The organism is Streptomyces sp. NPDC001406, from assembly GCF_042895285.1.
In the GTDB taxonomy this organism is placed as follows: domain Bacteria; phylum Actinomycetota; class Actinomycetes; order Streptomycetales; family Streptomycetaceae; genus Streptomyces.
Map to the genome: position 1 here is coordinate 479,182 of NZ_JBIAWG010000006.1, position 15,211 is coordinate 494,392.

The window sequence follows — 15,211 nt, forward strand, 5'->3', positions numbered from 1 at the left end:
ATTGTGCCGGTGAAATCTGGTCGCTGAAATCACTCGCACCATGTGGTATGTGATGCAGAGGAGACGGGACGGAGTGGAATTGCGGTGCACTCGGAACTCACTCAACATCCCCGCAGCAAGAAGATCATATCGGATCCCTCGCTGGCAAGGAGGGGCAGGAATTCGTTTGCAATGGCTATCCGGGGAAGGTCAGAGCGGCGGCGGAAACGGTGATCGAGCGCCGCACCGCGGCCGCGGCACAGCGCAGCGCCCGGCCGGAATGCGGCACGCTGCGTTCGAGCAGGGCGAGCGCCTGCGCCGCGTGGCGCGCCCGGTCCGGGGGCAGGGCTGCCGGCTGCACCAGGTGTCCCTGGCGGGCGGCGACCAGCAGTACGACGACTGCCAGGGCCGAGGCGTCCGACACGTCGGGCCGTTCGGCGGCGCGCCGCGCCCGGGCCCTCGCCTCGCTCATGCGCTCGCCAAGCGTGCCGAGTGCGGTGGCCCCGCATTCCTCCTCGACGTGCCGCAGCGCACCATGGCCGAGCGACTCCACCCATTCCCAGGGCGGCCGCGCCCGGCCGGCCGCGCCGACGCTGCGGAGCACCTCGTCCTGGACCACGTCGTCCGTGGTGCCGCCGCCGTACGGCACGACTCTGTCGTCCAGCAGCTCCAGCCGCCGTGCGAGGGCGAGTTCGTACAGCGCCGCTCCGGCGACCGCGCGTCCGGCTTCGGTCCGGGTGGGCCAGGGCCAGGATCCGCCTTCTCCGGCACCGCACAGGGCCAGGAGGAGAGGCGTCGGTGTCACCCGGTGTACTCCTCCTCCAGCACCGCGGCGAGGGTGCCGACGTCCGTGAACACATGGCCGCGCATGCCGACTTCGCGGGCCGCGAGAACGTTGTCGGGACGGTCGTCCACGAAAAGGATCTCCTCGGCAGGCAGCCCCAGTTCGCGGCCGCACCACTCGTACGCGGCGGCTTCCGGCTTGGCGCTGCCGATCCGGCAGGACAGTCCGACCACGCCGAAATGTCCGAGCCACTCCTGGGTGGCCTCGTAGTGGACGGCGAGTTCCTCCGGGATGTTGGAGAGAAGTCCCAGGCGCACGCCCCGGCCGGCCAGCTCGACCAGGAAGTTCACGCTCTCCTGGTCGACCTCGCTCCAGCTGGCGAGGTCGGCGGCGATCAGTTCGTCGACCTGCCGGCCGGTGAACGGCGTCCCGAGCCGTTCGCCCACGTTCTTCCAGTAGGCGGGGCCCAGGACGTCGCCGCGGTCGTACGGCGCGCGCAGCGACCAGTAGGCGTCCCAGAACCGCTTTCCGCTCACGCCGGCTGTTCGTTCGATCACCACCTGCGACTCTGCGGACTGGACCCGGGCCAGGACTCCGAACATGTCGAAGAGGACGGCCTTCACGCCTGCACCTCCGAGGGCTTGGTGGTCCCGGCGGCGCCGGGGCTCGATGCGGGCAGTCCGTTCGGGTCGGGGGCGTTGCCGCGCAGCCAGAAGCTGAGCAGCAGACAGACGCCGGCCAGGGCGAACAGGACGACCGGGAGCGCCTTGACGTCCAGTCCGTCGATGACCACGCCGAGCAGCGGCGGGAAGGCGACGCCTCCGATCATCGAAGCGGCCATCACATAGGCGCCGGCCGCGGCGACGCTCGGCACCGCCCGGTTCAGCCAGGGCAGACACGTGGGGAAGATCGGCGCGATGGCGAGGCCCACCCCGAAGTAGGCGTAGGGCGCCGCCGAGGGAAGCGTCGCGAGCATGAGGAATCCCGCCATGCCCGCGCAGCACACGGTGAGGATCGCGGGCGCCGAGAAGCGCAGGCAGAGCGGGACCACGACGAAGCGGCCGATGGTCATGGCGGCCCAGTACGCCGACGTGGCGGTGGCGGCGGTCGCGGCGGCGAAGCCCACGGTCTCCAGATGGGTGGGCTCCCATCCGCCGACCCCGGTCTCGATGGCCACGTGCAGCACGTAGACGCCGATGAACGCGGCGATGATCGGCGCGACGCGCGCACCCGTACCGGACGTGCCCTCGTTGAAGGGCTCGGGCTCCCGGGAGGCCACACCTCCGAGGGTGAACAGGATGAGCACACAGACGGCGGCGACGCCGACGAAGATGCCCGGGTAGTGCTCGGCGCCGAGCCATCCCACCAGGGCGGGCCCCGCGATCGCACCCACACCGAAGTGGCCGTTGAGCAGGTTGAGCATCGCGGTGCTGCGGCGGCCGAAGGCGACGGCGAACAGCTGGTTGAGGCCGTAGTCGACACCGCCGAAGCCAAGGCCGATGACGAACGTGCCGACCAGGGCCAGGGGCCAGTTGGGCGCGGTGGCGAACACGACCGCGCCCAGCGCCATGAGCAGGTACGAGGCACCGAGCAGGATCCGGTGGCCCAGCCGTGCGCACAGCAGGTGGTAGACGAGCACGCCGACCACCGCGGCGGCGAAGTGTCCGCTCAGGCTGAGTCCGGCGACGGCGGGACTGATGCCGAAGTCCCTGCGCAGCGCGGGGATCGCGGGCCCGTACAAGGCCTGGAGGGCTCCGATCACCACGAATGCCACACAGGAGGCGACGATCGCCACGATCGAGAGTAATGGCCGCGGGGCCCCGGACGGTTCGGGTCTGCGGGCTGTGGACATCGAACTCCTCAAGGAACGGTAGTTGAACGCACATCAAACACACACAGGAAGACGCAGGTCAGATGAGCATCACCCCAGAACTCTCTCATAGATCATGTCATCTTGAACAGGTGGGATGTTCATTCCTCGGCGTCCCGCAGGGATGGCCGATACCCTCGCCGACATGAATGTGATGGAGAGACACAACTTCGTGATCGAGATGCTCATGCGCGAGAACCGCGCGACCGTCGCCGACCTCGCCCGCGCGACGGGGGCCTCGGAGATGACAATCCGCCGGGACCTGGAGCTTCTGGAATCGCGCGGTGCCTTGCGCAGAGTGCGTGGCGGCGCGGTGAGCAACCTGCCGGGCGGGGTCGAGCCGCCGTACGCGATCCGCGCGATGTCGGGCACGGAGACGAAGGAGCGACTCGCGCGTACCGTGCTGTCGTTGCTGACGGACGGCGAGACGGTCGCCCTGGACACCGGCACCACCCTCGTGGCCGTCGCCAAGGCCATGGAGGACCGGCAGTTCACGGTCACCCCTCTGTCACTGCACGCGGCCTTCGCACTCTCCACATACCCCGGCATCCAGCTGCTGCTGCCCGGTGGCCAGATCCGTTCGGGGGAGCTCTCCTTCTACGGCGACACGCCCGCCGTGACGTTCAAGGATCTGTGCTTCGACACCTTTGTACTGGGCTGTTGCGGCGTGGACCCGGCCCGTGGTGCCACCGCTTACAACCTCGACGACGTCCGCGTGAAACGGGCGGCTCTCGAAGCGGCCCAGCGGGTCATCCTGGTGGCCACGGCCGACAAGCTCGGCCGCACGGCGCTCGGCCGGATCTGCCCGCTGGAGGAGATCACGCTGGTCGTCACGGATGCGGCGCCGGACAACCCGGTGGTCGAGGCGATGCAGGCGCGTGGGGTCCAGGTCGTCCATCCCACCGAGGACTGAACTGCGGGGCGGGGAGCCCGCGATCCCTCCCCGCCTGCAAACACCCGGGATTCCGGGCTGCGCAACGACATCACCGATCCCCGTACCTGGCTGCCGGGATACGGCAAGGGCAGGAATGCAGCGCGCAGGAAGCCAAGCGCCGTCATCCGGATGCCCGTCGGCATGCCGCCGGCCAGTGGTCTGCGGTTTGCGTTCTACGGGCGGGTGTCCACCGAGGACCACCAGGACCCGAACACGTCACAAGCTTGGCAGTTGTTACGCGCTCAGGCCCTGGTCTCCGGTCACGGACGGATCGTCGCCGAGTTCTTCGACACCGGGCGCAGCCGCACCGTGCCCTGGTCGCGCCGACCCGAGGCTGCGGCCCTGCTCGTCGCGATGGCTGATCCCGACCGGGAGTTCGACGCGGTCGTCATCGGTTCCAGTGAACGCGCCTTCTACGGCAGCCAGTTCGCGACCATGACTCCGCTCTTCGAGCACTATGGCGTCGAGGTGTGGGTGCCGAAGCTGGGGCGGCGTTGTGGATCCGCAGACCGGCGGGCAGGAGGAGCTGATGATCCTGCTCGGGATCTTGTCCCCGCGATCAGGGCCGCCATCTCGGCGGCCGCCCACCCCACGGCTACCGCCTCGCCGACGCCGGCCCGCACCCCAACCGGGAACCGGGCCCTGGCCCTGGCCCTGGCCCTGGCCCTGGCCCTGGCCCGCCGCGGCGTACGCCTGCAGCGCCTGGACATCGACCCCGCGTGCGGGCTGATCGTGTCCTGGATCTTCGCCCAGCGCCTGGCCGGGCACAGCATCGCCCGCATCACCCGCGCCTCAACGACGCCGGCATCCCCTGCCCATCCGCCGCCGACCGGGTCCGCAACCCGCACCGTGACGGTCAGCGCTGGGTGCTGAACACGGTGCAGGCCATCCTCGCCAATCCCCGCTACACCGGCCGACAGGTCTGGAACCGCCGGCGCACCGACCACGACCTCGTCGACCCCGCCAACACCACTCTCGGCCACCTCAACGTCATGCGCTGGAACAACCCCACCGACTGGATCATCTCCGACCGCCCGCACACCCGGCGCTGGTCAGCGAGGCCGACTTCATCACCGTCCAGAACCTCCGCGTCCACCGGGAAACGTCCCCCGGGCTGCTGTGCTGCGGCGTCTCCGGCCGGCGCATGGAATCCCACTGGGCCCACCGCCGTCCCGGCCACCGGTGCCGCCACGGCCACACCAGCGCGACCGGGTCCCAACCCGGTCGCGCCCCAACACGTCCTTGCGCGAGGATCACGTCCTGCCGTGAGGCTGATCCTTTGGAGTGGACACCCTGACAATGGATCTTGGTGGTCCAGGGAGGGATGTCCAGTTGGGACGCAAGTCTCCGTATCCGGAGGAGTTCAGGAAGGACGCGGTCGCGCTCTACCGCGCCGGGGGCGGCAAGCGCACCTACGCGGCGGTGGCGGCGGACCTCGGCATCACCGCCGAGTCGCTGCGAACGTGGGTCCGCAAGGAAAACGAGTCCCTGGCACTGCCCGAGCGCCGTGAGGCCGGCGGTAGTCCGGCTGAGGAACTGGCCCGGTTGCGGGCGGAGAACGCCCGGCTGCTGAAGGCGGAGAAGGAGTGGCAGCTGGAGCGCGAGATCCTGCGCCGGGCAGCCGCCTATTTCGCCCGGGAGGTGAAGTGAGCCCCCCGCCGCTGGGACTTCATCTCCGAGAATCGCGCCGCCTTCGGCGTGAAGCGGATCTGCTGGGTCCTGGGCGTCTCCCGCTCCGGCTACTACCAGCATCGGGTCACTGCAGACGCCCGCGCCGCACGAGCCGTCGAGGAAGAGCGGACGGTGTCTGAGATCCGGCAGATCCATGCCGACCACCAGGGCGCCTATGGCGCCCCGCGCGTCCATGCCGAACTCCGCTCCCGCGGGAGAAAGATCAACCGCAAGCGCGTGAGCAGACTGATGAGGATCAACCGCATCGTCGGACGGCACCTGCGGCGCAAGAAGCGCACGACCATTCAGGACAAGGCGGCCCCGCCTGTGCCGGACCTGGTGATCCGTGACTTCACGGCGGACATGCTCAACACCAAGTGGTGCGGCAACATAACGTACGTCGCCGTCGGCTCGACCTGGCTGTATCTCGCCACGGTCATCGACATCTGCTCGCGGCGCGTGATCGGCTGGTCGATCACGGACCACATGCGTACCTCGCTGGTCACCGACGCGATCGAGATGGCCGTGGCCGCCCGCGGCGGCCAGGTCCACGGCGTCGTCTTTCACACGGACAGGGGCACGCAATATGGATCGGCCGCCTTCGCTGAGGTCTGCCGCCGGCACGGCATCCGCCGCAGCATGGGCCGCGTCGGCTCAAGCTGTGACAACGCCCTCGCCGAATCGTTCTTCCAGGGCCTCAAGCGCGAGTTGCTGCACGGCAGGCGCTGGACCTCGAAGGCGCAGACACGGCTGGAGCTGTTCAGGTGGCTGTCGTACTACAACCGGCGCCGCCGCCACTCAGCCCTCGGCTACCTAGCGCCAGCCGATTATGAACAGCAATTGATCACGTCACGTACGCTGTCACTCGTCGCGTGAAACCCGGTGTCCACCCCCGGGGATCAACCTCAGTCCGCGTGACCACGATCCACGCGGACACCCAGGGCCAGAGCCACCCGGTCTTCGCCATCGCCCACCTGCTCGGGATCTACCTGATGCCCTGCATCCGCAACTGGAAGGACCTGCTGTTCTTCCGCCCCCCGCGCACCGCGGCCTACGAGCACGTCGACGCCTCGCTCGGGGAGGCGGGGCGCAACGTCATCGACTGGCGCCTGATCGAGACCCACTTCCGGGACCTGATGCGGGTGATCGTCTAGATCCGCGAGGGCACCATCTCCTCCGTCCTGCTGCTGCGGCGCCTGCGGTCCGGCTCGCGCCGCAACGCCACCTACACGGCCTTCCGCGAGGTCGGCAAGGTCATCCGCACCATCCAGCTGCTGCGCTACCTCTCGGACGCGCCGCTGCGGGCGAGGGTGACGGCGGCGACCAACAAGGTCGAGGCGTTCAACGGCTTCTCCGACTGGGTGCGCTTCGGCCAGCACGGCACGGTGGCGGCGAACGACCCAGTGGAGCAGGAGAAGGACGTGAAGTTCACCTCCCTGCTGGCCAACCTGGTGATCTTCCACAACACCCTGGACATCGCCGACGTGGTCCGCGAGCTGCAGGCCGAGGGCCAGGTGGTGGAGACCCGCTCGACCTCGCGCAGGTCTCCCCGTACCTGACCGAGCACATCAAGCGGTTCTGCGAGTACGCCACCCACGAGCTCGGCATCACCCCCGACGCCTACGACGCCCACCTGGACGTCGACTTCAGCGTGCTCGGCGACGACAACAAGGCGGCAGCAGCGTGACGGACAAGCCGACACGTTCAGGACACACTCACAGCACGCCGCCTTCCCGGCGCGTATCTCGGCGGCGCAGAAGGCGTCGGCGAGGCGCCCGTCAGTCCTCGCCGACCGGGCAGGACTGTCGTCCGGCACGATCGCGAAGCTCGGGGCGGCCTGCGAGTGGTCAACCCGTCAGTCGTCGAAACAGTGGCGGGAGGCCTCGATGTGACCGAGGTACCGGTGGGTCCAGTCACACAGTCCGTCGATCGTCACTCGCAGGGCCTGGCCCGGCTCGGTGAGGGTGTACTCGACCCGCGGCGGCACGACCGGGTGCACCGTCCGCTCGACCAGGCCATTGCGCTCCAGCATGCGCAGGTTCTGGGTGAGCATCTTGTGGCTGATGCCCTCGATCTCGTCCCGCAGCTCACCGAAGCGCAGGGTGCGCTCCCCCAGAGCCTCAATGATCAGGAGGGCCCACTTGTTGGCGACGTCCGAGAAAATCTCCCGAGCCAGAGAGTCGGCGCGCCTCACGTCCGCTTCGTCGGGCGAGCCTATGAACTGCTTGGTCACCATAAGGTTCCCCAGTCACCGAAAAGTGCGTTCTTCCATGTCAGCGACCACTCTCCTACGGTTCCGAAGTAACCACAAGAGAGCAAGCGTGTCGCGAAGCGCCCTCATGACAAGGAGGCAGCAGCATGCCCATCACCCTGGTGAACCCCAGCGGACTGCCAAAGATCGATGCCTACCAGCAGGTGTCGATCGCGACCGGTTCGAAGCTGCTCTTCGTCGCAGGCCAGGTCGCCTGGGATGCCGACGGTGTCACGGTCGGCGAAGGTGACCTCGCCTCCCAGGTCGAGCAGTGCTACCTGAACATCGGCACCGCCCTGGCCGAAGTCGGCGCCTCCCTCGACGACGTGGCGAAACTGACCGTCTACGTCGTCGACTGGACCCCTGACAAGATGTCCCTGCTCATGGAAGGGATCACCCGGGCGGTCACGAAACTGGGCGTCACCCCGGCACCCCCCGCCACCCTGCTGGGCGTTGCGGCGCTGGACGTATCCGAGCACCTGGTCGAGATCGAAGCCACCGCAGTCATCGACTGAACAGGCCCTCTTCGCCCGGGGATGTCGCTGAACCAGGGGCCTCGCGCCCCTGGTCGCGGTGACATCGTGGGGTTGCCGCAACGAGGGTGGCCCTGGACCACGATCGTGGTCCAGGGCCACCCTCGTGCCCGCACGGGCCACAGCAACGGCCAGCCGCCGGCTGGGCTCAGCGCTTGGCCACGAAGACGTGCGCAGCACTCTGCGCGGGGAGTTCAGCGGCCTCCCCGCCGCTGCCGACCATCACGACGCCGGGCGACGACGTCACGCTCACGACCGCGCCGGGCCGCACCCCGGCGTGCCGCAGGGTGTACATCAGCTGGGGGTCGGTCTGGATCGGCTCCCCGATGCGCCGTACGACCGCGCTCGCGCCGTTCGGCCCGGGCTTAAGGTCGCTGAGGCTGACGATGCTCTCGTCGAGGAATGGTTCCACGGTGCTCTTCTCGCCGAGTTCCTCCAGGCCCGGGATCGGGTTGCCGTAGGGCGACTGCGTCGGGTGCCGCAGCAGCTTGAGGACGCGGCGTTCGACGGCCTCGCTCATCACGTGCTCCCAGCGGCAGGCTTCGGCGTGGACCTGCTCCCACTCCAGCCCGATGACGTCGACGAGCAGGCACTCCGCGAGGCGGTGCTTGCGCATCACGCGTGTCGCCAGGTGGCGGCCCGCGTCGGTCAGCTCCAAGTGCCGGTCGCTGGAGACAGACACCAGACCGTCCCGCTCCATGCGGGCGACGGTCTGGCTGACGGTGGGGCCACTCTGGCTCAGGCGCTCGGCAATGCGAGCACGCATGGGGATCGTGCCCTCCTCCTCCAGCTCCAGGATGGTGCGCAGGTACATCTCTGTGGTGTCGATGAGTTGGGACATGCTGTCGGTCAGGCGGGGGTTTCGGCGGTGGCGGTCAGGACCGCGCGGCCGAGGATGTGGCCGGCCATGGTGAAGCCGAGGACGGCCGGGGTGGCGTCGGCCGCAACGCCGATGGAGGCGATGTCGAGGGCGTGCACCACGATGAAGTAGCGGTGCGGGCCGTGCCCGGCCGGCGGGGCAGCGCCGATGAAGCGAGCCGTGCGGGCGTCGCCCGGCAGCTGGAAGGCGCCCTCGGGCAGGTCCGAGCCGGTGTCGTCGCCGGCGCCCTCGGGCAGCTCGGTGACGGTGGCGGGGATGTCGGCGACCGCCCAGTGCCAGAACCCGGACCCGGTGGGGGCGTCGGGGTCGTAGACGGTGACGGCGTAACTCTTGGTGCCTTCCGGGGCGCCGCTCCAGGACAGCTGCGGGGAGACGTCCTTCCCGCCAGGGACGCCGAAGATGCCGGAGAACTGGTCGGGCGGCCAGGCATCGCCGTCTGTGACGGTGGTGCTGGTGACGGTGAAGGAGGCCGCCTCGGGGAGGCGGGCGAAGGGGTCGTTGGCGCTCATCGCGTCGTTCCTTTCATGTCGTGCTGTGGGGTGGCGGTGATGCGGCCGACAGGAGCCCGCAGCGTCGCGTAAAGCACCGCCGTCACCCTTGCGTCGACCGCCAGATCGACCATAACACTAATAATCGATTATTTGCTGGATCGTCTATGCTGAGGGCATGACCCAGGCGGCCCACACCTCAACCTCGTCGGGGAAGCAGATGCTCTCCGAGCAGGTCTACGCACACCTGCGGGATGCGATCCTGCGCGGCGACTACGCCCCCGGTGACGCCCTCAAGCCCCAGGACCTTGCCAGGGAACAGGGCGTGAGCCTGGCCGTCGTGCGCGAGGCGCTCGTGCGAGTGGTCGGCGAGGGCCTCGCCGACCGGCTGCCCAACCGCGGTTTCGCCGTCCCGGCCTTCTCCGACCGCCGCTGGCAGGAGATCGCGGAGGCCCGCCGGACCATCGAACCGGTCGTGCTGCGTATGTCCATCGAGCGCGGCGACGTCGACTGGGAGGCCCGTGTACGAGCCGCCCACCACCGCCTGGCCCGCACCCCGGCGCACGCGCTGGAGGAGGGCGAGCACTACAGCGGCGCATGGTCCGAAGCCCACCGGGTCTTCCACCGCACCCTGCTGGAGGGCTGCGGCAACCCCGTCCTACTGGAGACCTTCGACCGGATGTGGACCGCGAGCGAGCTGGCCCGCCGCTGGTCAGCGCACCGCCACCCCGACCGGGACCACGTGGGCGAGCACCGCCGACTGGAGGAAGCCGCGCTGGCCCGCGACGCCCACACCGCGGCCGAGGTACTGACCCAGCACCTCACTCTGACCGCGGCCGGACTGGCCGACTGCGCCCACCACGAACCCGCGAAGGAAGCCTGATCGCCTCGTCATGACCCGATGAGCGGTGTACATCGTGAAGTTGCTGGTCGCGGGTCTGGCGTGCGTGGGCTTCGGGGTGCTCGAGTTAGGGTCGGTGCGTACCTTGCCGAGGACGCGCCAGGTCTTCAGGCGCGCGAAGCCGTGCTCGGCCGGCGCCTGTAGCATGGCGAGGGCCCGGTTGGCGTGTTCTGGCCAGCAGCCGTGATGTTGTCCGGGGAGAATCGTGGCAGCGCACATCGAGCACCGGCGGGGGCCAGATCATCGATAGTGCGGATGGCACCGGCAAGAAGACCACGCCCATCGGGGAGAAGGTGATTACCCCGAGCCAGTACGGGGCCGGCGGTCTCCTGGTGAAGTGCCGCCAGGTCACGCTTTCACGAGGTCTTTCCTGATCAGGCTCTCGGCGGTTGCGAGGATGGCGGCCTCGGGACTGTTGCGGGGCTGCCATCCCAGTACGCGGTGGGCTTTTTCGCTGGTCATCTTCCTGGCGAAGCTGAGGTCGGGCACGACCGTACGGAGCTCCTTGTTGAAGAGGGAAACCATGCGTACCACGGCATTGGGGATGGACCGGGCTGGCACGTGCTTGGCTGCGTCTCCGAGGTTGGCTCTGAGGGTGGCGCCGATCTGTTTCATCGAGATCGCTGGTCCGCTGGCGGTGAGGAAGCGCTGACCAGCCGCTTCAGGGGTGGTCATGGCCAGCAGGTGCGCGCTTGCCACATCGCGTACGTCGACGATCGGGATCCACAGATCGGGGTAGCCGGGCATCGCCCCGTCGAGGATTCGCTGGATGAGGTGGTTCGATCCGGAGATTGCCTTGCCCATCACGGGTCCCATGACTGCGACGGGAAGGATTGTGGCGAGTTCCGTCGAAGCACCCTCGGCGTCGATGAAATCCCACGCGGCGCGCTCGGAGAGCGTCTTGCTCTTGGTGTAGGCGGTGGCACCTGGCCCGTTGAGGACGCTCCAGTCCTCCTCGGTGAACTGGTGGTCGGTGTGCGGGTACCCGTAGGCGACCGCATGGAACGCAGAGGTGAGGACAACCCGTTTGACACCGGAATTGCGTGCTGCACGCAGCACGCGCAGAGTACCTTCACGCGCCGGAACGATGACGTCGTCCTCGTCCTCGACATGCTCCACGTGCACGGGAGAGGCAACATGCAGCACAAAGTCGCACCCGGCGACGGCATCAGCCCATCCTGCATCACTCGTGAGGTCCGCTGCCACGAAGGACAACGCGCTGCCGTTCACCATCCCGGCGTCGCTGAGCTGCGTCCGGACCTCGGACTCGCGCCCGAGGGTGCGCACGGTCGTGCGCACCCGGTATCCCTGCTCCAGTAGTTGGAGAATGCAGTGTCCGGCGATGAAGCCGGACCCGCCGGTGACGAGGACGCTAGGCTGCGGCGCGGTCATGTCTGCACCCCCGGGGGCGGTGTGATGATCATCTGTATTCCCTTCCTTGCTGGGTCATTGACAACTGTTCGGGCCATCAAGCAGCCCGGACCGGAGCCCGCCCGCTGGAGGGCCGGGCGGCTCGGGGCCTTACCGCGCTGACACTGCCGCCGGTTCGGTGCTGCGGACGTGTTGGGTAAGGAAGAGGGCTGTGCGCTCCAGTGCCTCGTCGGCCTCGTCGAGAACGCCGGCGAAGGACTGGAACACGTGGGGCACGTCGGCGGTGACGTCGAGGATCACGTTCACGCCGACGGTGCGGGCGCGGGCGGCCATGCGGGTCGAGTCGTCCAGGAGGACCTCGTTCGTGCCCGCTTGGAGGAGCATCGGTGGGAAGCCGGTCGGGTCGGCGGACAGGGCCGGGCTAGCCATCGGCTGGCGTGGGTCCTGACCCGCGAGGTACAGGGGCGCGATGGTTTCCTTGAGGTATTCGCGGGTGAAGATCGGGTCGATACCCGCCTTGGTGTCCATGCTCTCGCCCGATCCGGTGGCGTCCAGGGAGGGCGAGAAGGCCACGATCGCGGCGGGCAGGGGGATCCCTGCGTCGCGGGCCGCGAGGCAGGTGGTGACGGTGAGGGCGCCGCCGGCGGAGTCCCCGGCGAACGCGATGGCCGAAGGCTCCTGCCCGCTGTCGAGGAGGGCGCGGTAGGCGCGCAGCGCGTCGTCGATCGCGGCTGGGAACGGGTGCTCGGGGGCAAGCCGGTAGTCCAGCGAGTACGACGTGAACCCGGTTTTGGCCACGAGGTGTCCCGTCATCGACAGCGCGGTCTCCGGGGAGCCGGCCACCCAGCCGCCGCCGTGGAAGTACAGGATCATCCCGCGGCGCGGGTTGTTGTCCGGCGCGATGTGCAGTGCGGGTCGGCCCGCGAGCGTCGTCCGCGTGGTGCGGATGCCGCCCGGCACGATCATCTGGGCCATCGTCGACTTGAATCGGTCTCTAAACGCCTCGACCGACTGCGGGCCCCCGGGGCGGGGCTGCCTCAGCAACGCGTCGACCCGGCCGCGCTGTTCCCTGCTCATACGGATCGGTCCTTTCGGCTGCCGGTCGCGCAGGCCGGGGTGTGGCTCTCGTGGAGCCAGGTCATTTCGTCCCGGTACTGGGCCTGGACAGCCTCTGGCCGGTCGTCGCCGAGGTGGTCGTCGCCGACCTGGTAGCCCTTGCGGTTTAGGTCCCAGGCCAGGCACCGGTAGGAGGGGCGGTAAGCGGCCAGGACCTGCGGGTCGATATCCAGGCGGGTGTTGGGCAGGGCCGGAGTGAGGAAGTCCTTCTCGTAGATCGACGTGATCCGCACGATTCGCCACACTCCGTCAGCGCCGTACTGGGCCCGGTACTGCGAGCGGCAGGCGGAAGCAATGTCGGCCTCGACCCCGTCGACATCGATACGCCGCTCGATGACCAGCGGCAGCTCCACCAGCGCGCGGTCCTGATCGATGCGCACGGTCGGCGGGCTCAGGCGGTGGACCGCAAGGTCGCCGCGGCCGGCCATGTCTCGGGTCGCCTGGACGAAGCCGGCGCCGCTGCCGGAGGACCAGCTCATCTCCACGACCGAGTCCTCGGCGAAGCAGGCCGCCATGCCCTCGTACCAGCCGCGATCCCGGCTCTGCCGCTCACGCAGCACCAGCTGCGCGACGTCTTCTGCGCTCATGACGGGTCTCCTTGTCCGTTGCCGACGGGTGAGGTGAAGAGGGATTTCAGGGGTTGAGCCGGCCCAAGAGGTCGGGCAGCCCGCGGGCGCCGGTGAGTCCCCGTGCGGTGACAGCAGCGGAGTCGATACCCGCCTCGCCCATGGCCTGGTCGAACAGCTCCATGTCCAGCGCCTCGACGGCGGAGAGGTGCTCGACGGTGTCGGGGGTGACCATGGTGTTCAGCAAGGTCAGGGCGGCGCTGGAGGCGCTGCCCAGTTTCAGCACCCCGACCAGCTGGGGCACTTTCAGCTTCAGCTGGGTGGCCAGGTCGACGATGTCCACGATGGCGGCCTGGTTCAGCATCAGCAGCGCGTTGTTGAACAGCTTCGCCGTCTGTCCGGCCCCTGCAGCGCCGAGGTGGACGACGTAGCGGGAGAAGGAGGTGAAGACCTTCTCGCACCACTCGGCCACCGGCTGCGGTCCGCCGACCATAGTGGTCAGCCGGTGCTCTTCAGCGGCGCCCCGGCCGCCGCTGACCGGGGCGTCCAGGACCTCGACGCCAGCCGTGGCGCACACCTCGGTGAGCCGCACGGCGGCGCTGGGCAGGCCCGTACCGTGATTGACGACGACCGCCCCCGGACGCAGCCCGTCCAGCAACTGCTCGGCCACCCGTAGAACGTCGTCGTCCGTGCCGACGCACAGGGCAACGATGTCGCTCGCGGTGGCCAGGTCCAAGATGTCGTTGTGGCGGACGTGCGGCACACCGCTCAGTCCGTCCAGGGAAACGGGCCGCCGGGCCCAGGTGTGCAGGGGGAACCCGGCTTCGGCGATGGCCCTGGCCATGGGCAGGCCCTGGTCGCCCAGTCCGATCCAGCCCACTGCGGGGGCGGCAGATGTTCCTGTCGCTGTCATGCCTCCACGATGGGCACAGAACACGGGAACAGGCAGTAGACCCGTCTTCATAGGACTGCCAGTACCAGGCGCGCCTTGTGGCACGTAAGCCAGACTGTCCGGTATGGCAACGACAGAACTCGGCGCAGCCCTGCGGCGCTGGCGTGACCAGGTCTCACCCGAGACGGCAGGCCTTCCCACAGGCGGCCACCGGCGCGCCGCGGGGCTGCGGCGCGAAGAGCTGGCCCAGCTGGCCGGTATATCCGTCGACTACGTCACCCGCCTCGAACAGGGCCGGGCCACCAGCCCCTCCCCGCAGGTCGTCGAAGCCCTCGCCCGGGCCCTGCGGCTCACCAGCGGCCGGCGCGCCCATCTCTTCCAACTAGCCGGTCTCGTTCCTCCCGGCCCGGAGAAGGTCCCTGCGTACATCACGCCCAGCATCCAGCGGATGCTGGACCGGCTCGCCGGCACTCCCGTCGCCGTCTTCGACGCCGCATGGACCCAGCTGCTCGCCAACCCCCTGTACACGGCGCTGATAGGGGAATGGCACGGCAGCGACCGCAACGCCGTGTGGCGCAACTTCCTCGGCACCGGCACCCGCATCCGCCACACCCCCGAGTCCCGGGGCGCACTGCGCGCCGCGCAGGTCGCCGACCTGCGCAGAACAGCAAGCCGCTACCCGGCCGATCAGCGACTGCAACACCTCATCTCCCAACTGCGCATCAAAAGCGCCGAGTTCGATGAGCTCTGGGAATCCGGTGCCGTCGGCCAGCACCTGTCCGCCCGCAAGACCATCGACCACCCGCACGTCGGCGCTCTCACGCTGGACTGCGACGTACTCAGCGTCGCCGGCAACGACCTGCGCATCATGGTCTACACAGCCGAACCCGGCAGCCAGGACGCCGAACGCCTCGCGCTCCTCGCCGTCATAGGCACCCAGGCACTCACCGGATAGCCGACAATCCGTCGGCCATT

15 protein-coding genes and 3 pseudogenes are annotated in these 15,211 nt (G+C 68.9%); 8 read left to right on the top strand and 10 right to left on the bottom strand.

The window, feature by feature from the left end:
* Nucleotides 1-175: 175 nt before the first annotated feature.
* The 3 genes from ACFY1J_RS17620 to ACFY1J_RS17630 are packed head-to-tail and all read right to left on the bottom strand — an operon-like array spanning nucleotide 176 to nucleotide 2,558.
* A complete protein-coding gene (locus tag ACFY1J_RS17620; protein ID WP_390712675.1) occupies nucleotides 176-784 on the bottom strand; it encodes a GPP34 family phosphoprotein in 609 nt (202 codons plus the stop codon).
* A complete protein-coding gene (locus tag ACFY1J_RS17625) occupies nucleotides 781-1,386 on the bottom strand; it encodes an HAD family hydrolase (protein ID WP_390731477.1) in 606 nt (201 codons plus the stop codon). Before ACFY1J_RS17625 ends, ACFY1J_RS17620 begins: the two co-directional genes overlap by 4 nt.
* A complete protein-coding gene (locus ACFY1J_RS17630) occupies nucleotides 1,383-2,558 on the bottom strand; it encodes an MFS transporter (protein ID WP_390731478.1) in 1,176 nt (391 codons plus the stop codon). The genes ACFY1J_RS17625 and ACFY1J_RS17630 overlap by 4 nt, the downstream gene beginning before the upstream one ends.
* A gap of 220 nt (nucleotides 2,559-2,778) precedes the next feature.
* Between ACFY1J_RS17630 and ACFY1J_RS17635 the strand changes: the two genes are divergently transcribed.
* The 5 genes and pseudogenes from ACFY1J_RS17635 to ACFY1J_RS17655 all read left to right on the top strand — a co-directional run bounded on the left by ACFY1J_RS17635 (nucleotide 2,779) and on the right by ACFY1J_RS17655 (nucleotide 6,797).
* Entirely contained in the window at nucleotides 2,779-3,546 is a 768-nt protein-coding gene (locus ACFY1J_RS17635; RefSeq protein ID WP_390712672.1) for a DeoR/GlpR family DNA-binding transcription regulator, read from the top strand.
* A gap of 252 nt (nucleotides 3,547-3,798) precedes the next feature.
* Nucleotides 3,799-4,440, top strand: a complete 642-nt coding sequence (locus tag ACFY1J_RS17640; protein WP_390731479.1) for a hypothetical protein — start codon at nucleotides 3,799-3,801, stop codon at nucleotides 4,438-4,440.
* Nucleotides 4,374-4,538: pseudogene (locus ACFY1J_RS17645) on the top strand (recombinase family protein); the annotation flags it as partial. The gene ACFY1J_RS17640 and the pseudogene ACFY1J_RS17645, both read left to right, overlap by 67 nt.
* A 361-nt stretch (nucleotides 4,539-4,899) precedes the next feature.
* A pseudogene (locus ACFY1J_RS17650) lies at nucleotides 4,900-6,114 on the top strand (IS3 family transposase).
* Nucleotides 6,111-6,797, top strand: a pseudogene (locus ACFY1J_RS17655) (Tn3 family transposase). Before ACFY1J_RS17650 ends, ACFY1J_RS17655 begins: the two co-directional pseudogenes overlap by 4 nt.
* 296 nt (nucleotides 6,798-7,093) lie before the next feature.
* Here the strand turns inward: ACFY1J_RS17655 and ACFY1J_RS17660 are convergent.
* A complete protein-coding gene (locus tag ACFY1J_RS17660) occupies nucleotides 7,094-7,474 on the bottom strand; it encodes a winged helix-turn-helix transcriptional regulator (protein ID WP_390712670.1) in 381 nt (126 codons plus the stop codon).
* 122 nt (nucleotides 7,475-7,596) lie between these two features.
* Between ACFY1J_RS17660 and ACFY1J_RS17665 the strand changes: the two genes are divergently transcribed.
* A complete protein-coding gene (locus tag ACFY1J_RS17665; protein WP_390712669.1) occupies nucleotides 7,597-8,004 on the top strand; it encodes a RidA family protein in 408 nt (135 codons plus the stop codon).
* 166 nt (nucleotides 8,005-8,170) lie between these two features.
* On the opposite strand, the gene ACFY1J_RS17670 is transcribed toward ACFY1J_RS17665, so the two are convergent.
* Both ACFY1J_RS17670 and ACFY1J_RS17675 read right to left on the bottom strand, forming a co-directional pair.
* Nucleotides 8,171-8,863, bottom strand: a complete 693-nt coding sequence (locus ACFY1J_RS17670) for a metal-dependent transcriptional regulator (RefSeq protein ID WP_390712668.1) — start codon at nucleotides 8,861-8,863, stop codon at nucleotides 8,171-8,173.
* An 8-nt stretch (nucleotides 8,864-8,871) separates the two neighbouring features.
* Nucleotides 8,872-9,411, bottom strand: coding sequence for a YbhB/YbcL family Raf kinase inhibitor-like protein (locus ACFY1J_RS17675; protein ID WP_390712667.1), 540 nt, complete (start codon nucleotides 9,409-9,411; stop codon nucleotides 8,872-8,874).
* A gap of 157 nt (nucleotides 9,412-9,568) precedes the next feature.
* Between ACFY1J_RS17675 and ACFY1J_RS17680 the strand changes: the two genes are divergently transcribed.
* Nucleotides 9,569-10,273, top strand: a complete 705-nt coding sequence (locus tag ACFY1J_RS17680; protein WP_390712666.1) for a GntR family transcriptional regulator — start codon at nucleotides 9,569-9,571, stop codon at nucleotides 10,271-10,273.
* Nucleotides 10,274-10,639: 366 nt separating this feature from the next.
* On the opposite strand, the gene ACFY1J_RS17685 is transcribed toward ACFY1J_RS17680, so the two are convergent.
* The 4 genes from ACFY1J_RS17685 to ACFY1J_RS17700 all read right to left on the bottom strand — a co-directional run bounded on the left by ACFY1J_RS17685 (nucleotide 10,640) and on the right by ACFY1J_RS17700 (nucleotide 14,257).
* Nucleotides 10,640-11,683: an SDR family oxidoreductase gene (locus ACFY1J_RS17685; RefSeq protein ID WP_390731480.1), complete on the bottom strand. Its 1,044-nt coding sequence runs from the start codon at nucleotides 11,681-11,683 to the stop codon at nucleotides 10,640-10,642.
* 129 nt (nucleotides 11,684-11,812) lie between these two features.
* On the bottom strand, nucleotides 11,813-12,739 hold the full coding sequence (locus tag ACFY1J_RS17690; RefSeq protein WP_390731481.1) for an alpha/beta hydrolase: 927 nt from the start codon (nucleotides 12,737-12,739) through the stop codon (nucleotides 11,813-11,815).
* Nucleotides 12,736-13,365, bottom strand: a complete 630-nt coding sequence (locus ACFY1J_RS17695) for a nuclear transport factor 2 family protein (RefSeq protein WP_390731482.1) — start codon at nucleotides 13,363-13,365, stop codon at nucleotides 12,736-12,738. The genes ACFY1J_RS17690 and ACFY1J_RS17695 overlap by 4 nt, the downstream gene beginning before the upstream one ends.
* Nucleotides 13,366-13,411: 46 nt before the next feature.
* A complete protein-coding gene (locus ACFY1J_RS17700) occupies nucleotides 13,412-14,257 on the bottom strand; it encodes an NAD(P)-dependent oxidoreductase (RefSeq protein WP_390712662.1) in 846 nt (281 codons plus the stop codon).
* Nucleotides 14,258-14,360: 103 nt separating this feature from the next.
* Here ACFY1J_RS17700 and ACFY1J_RS17705 point away from each other — a divergent pair, with 103 nt between their 5' ends.
* Nucleotides 14,361-15,191 carry a helix-turn-helix transcriptional regulator gene (locus tag ACFY1J_RS17705; protein ID WP_390731483.1) on the top strand — a complete coding sequence of 277 codons (831 nt, stop codon included), beginning with the start codon at nucleotides 14,361-14,363 and terminating at the stop codon, nucleotides 15,189-15,191.
* The last annotated feature ends 20 nt before the right edge of the window (nucleotides 15,192-15,211 follow it).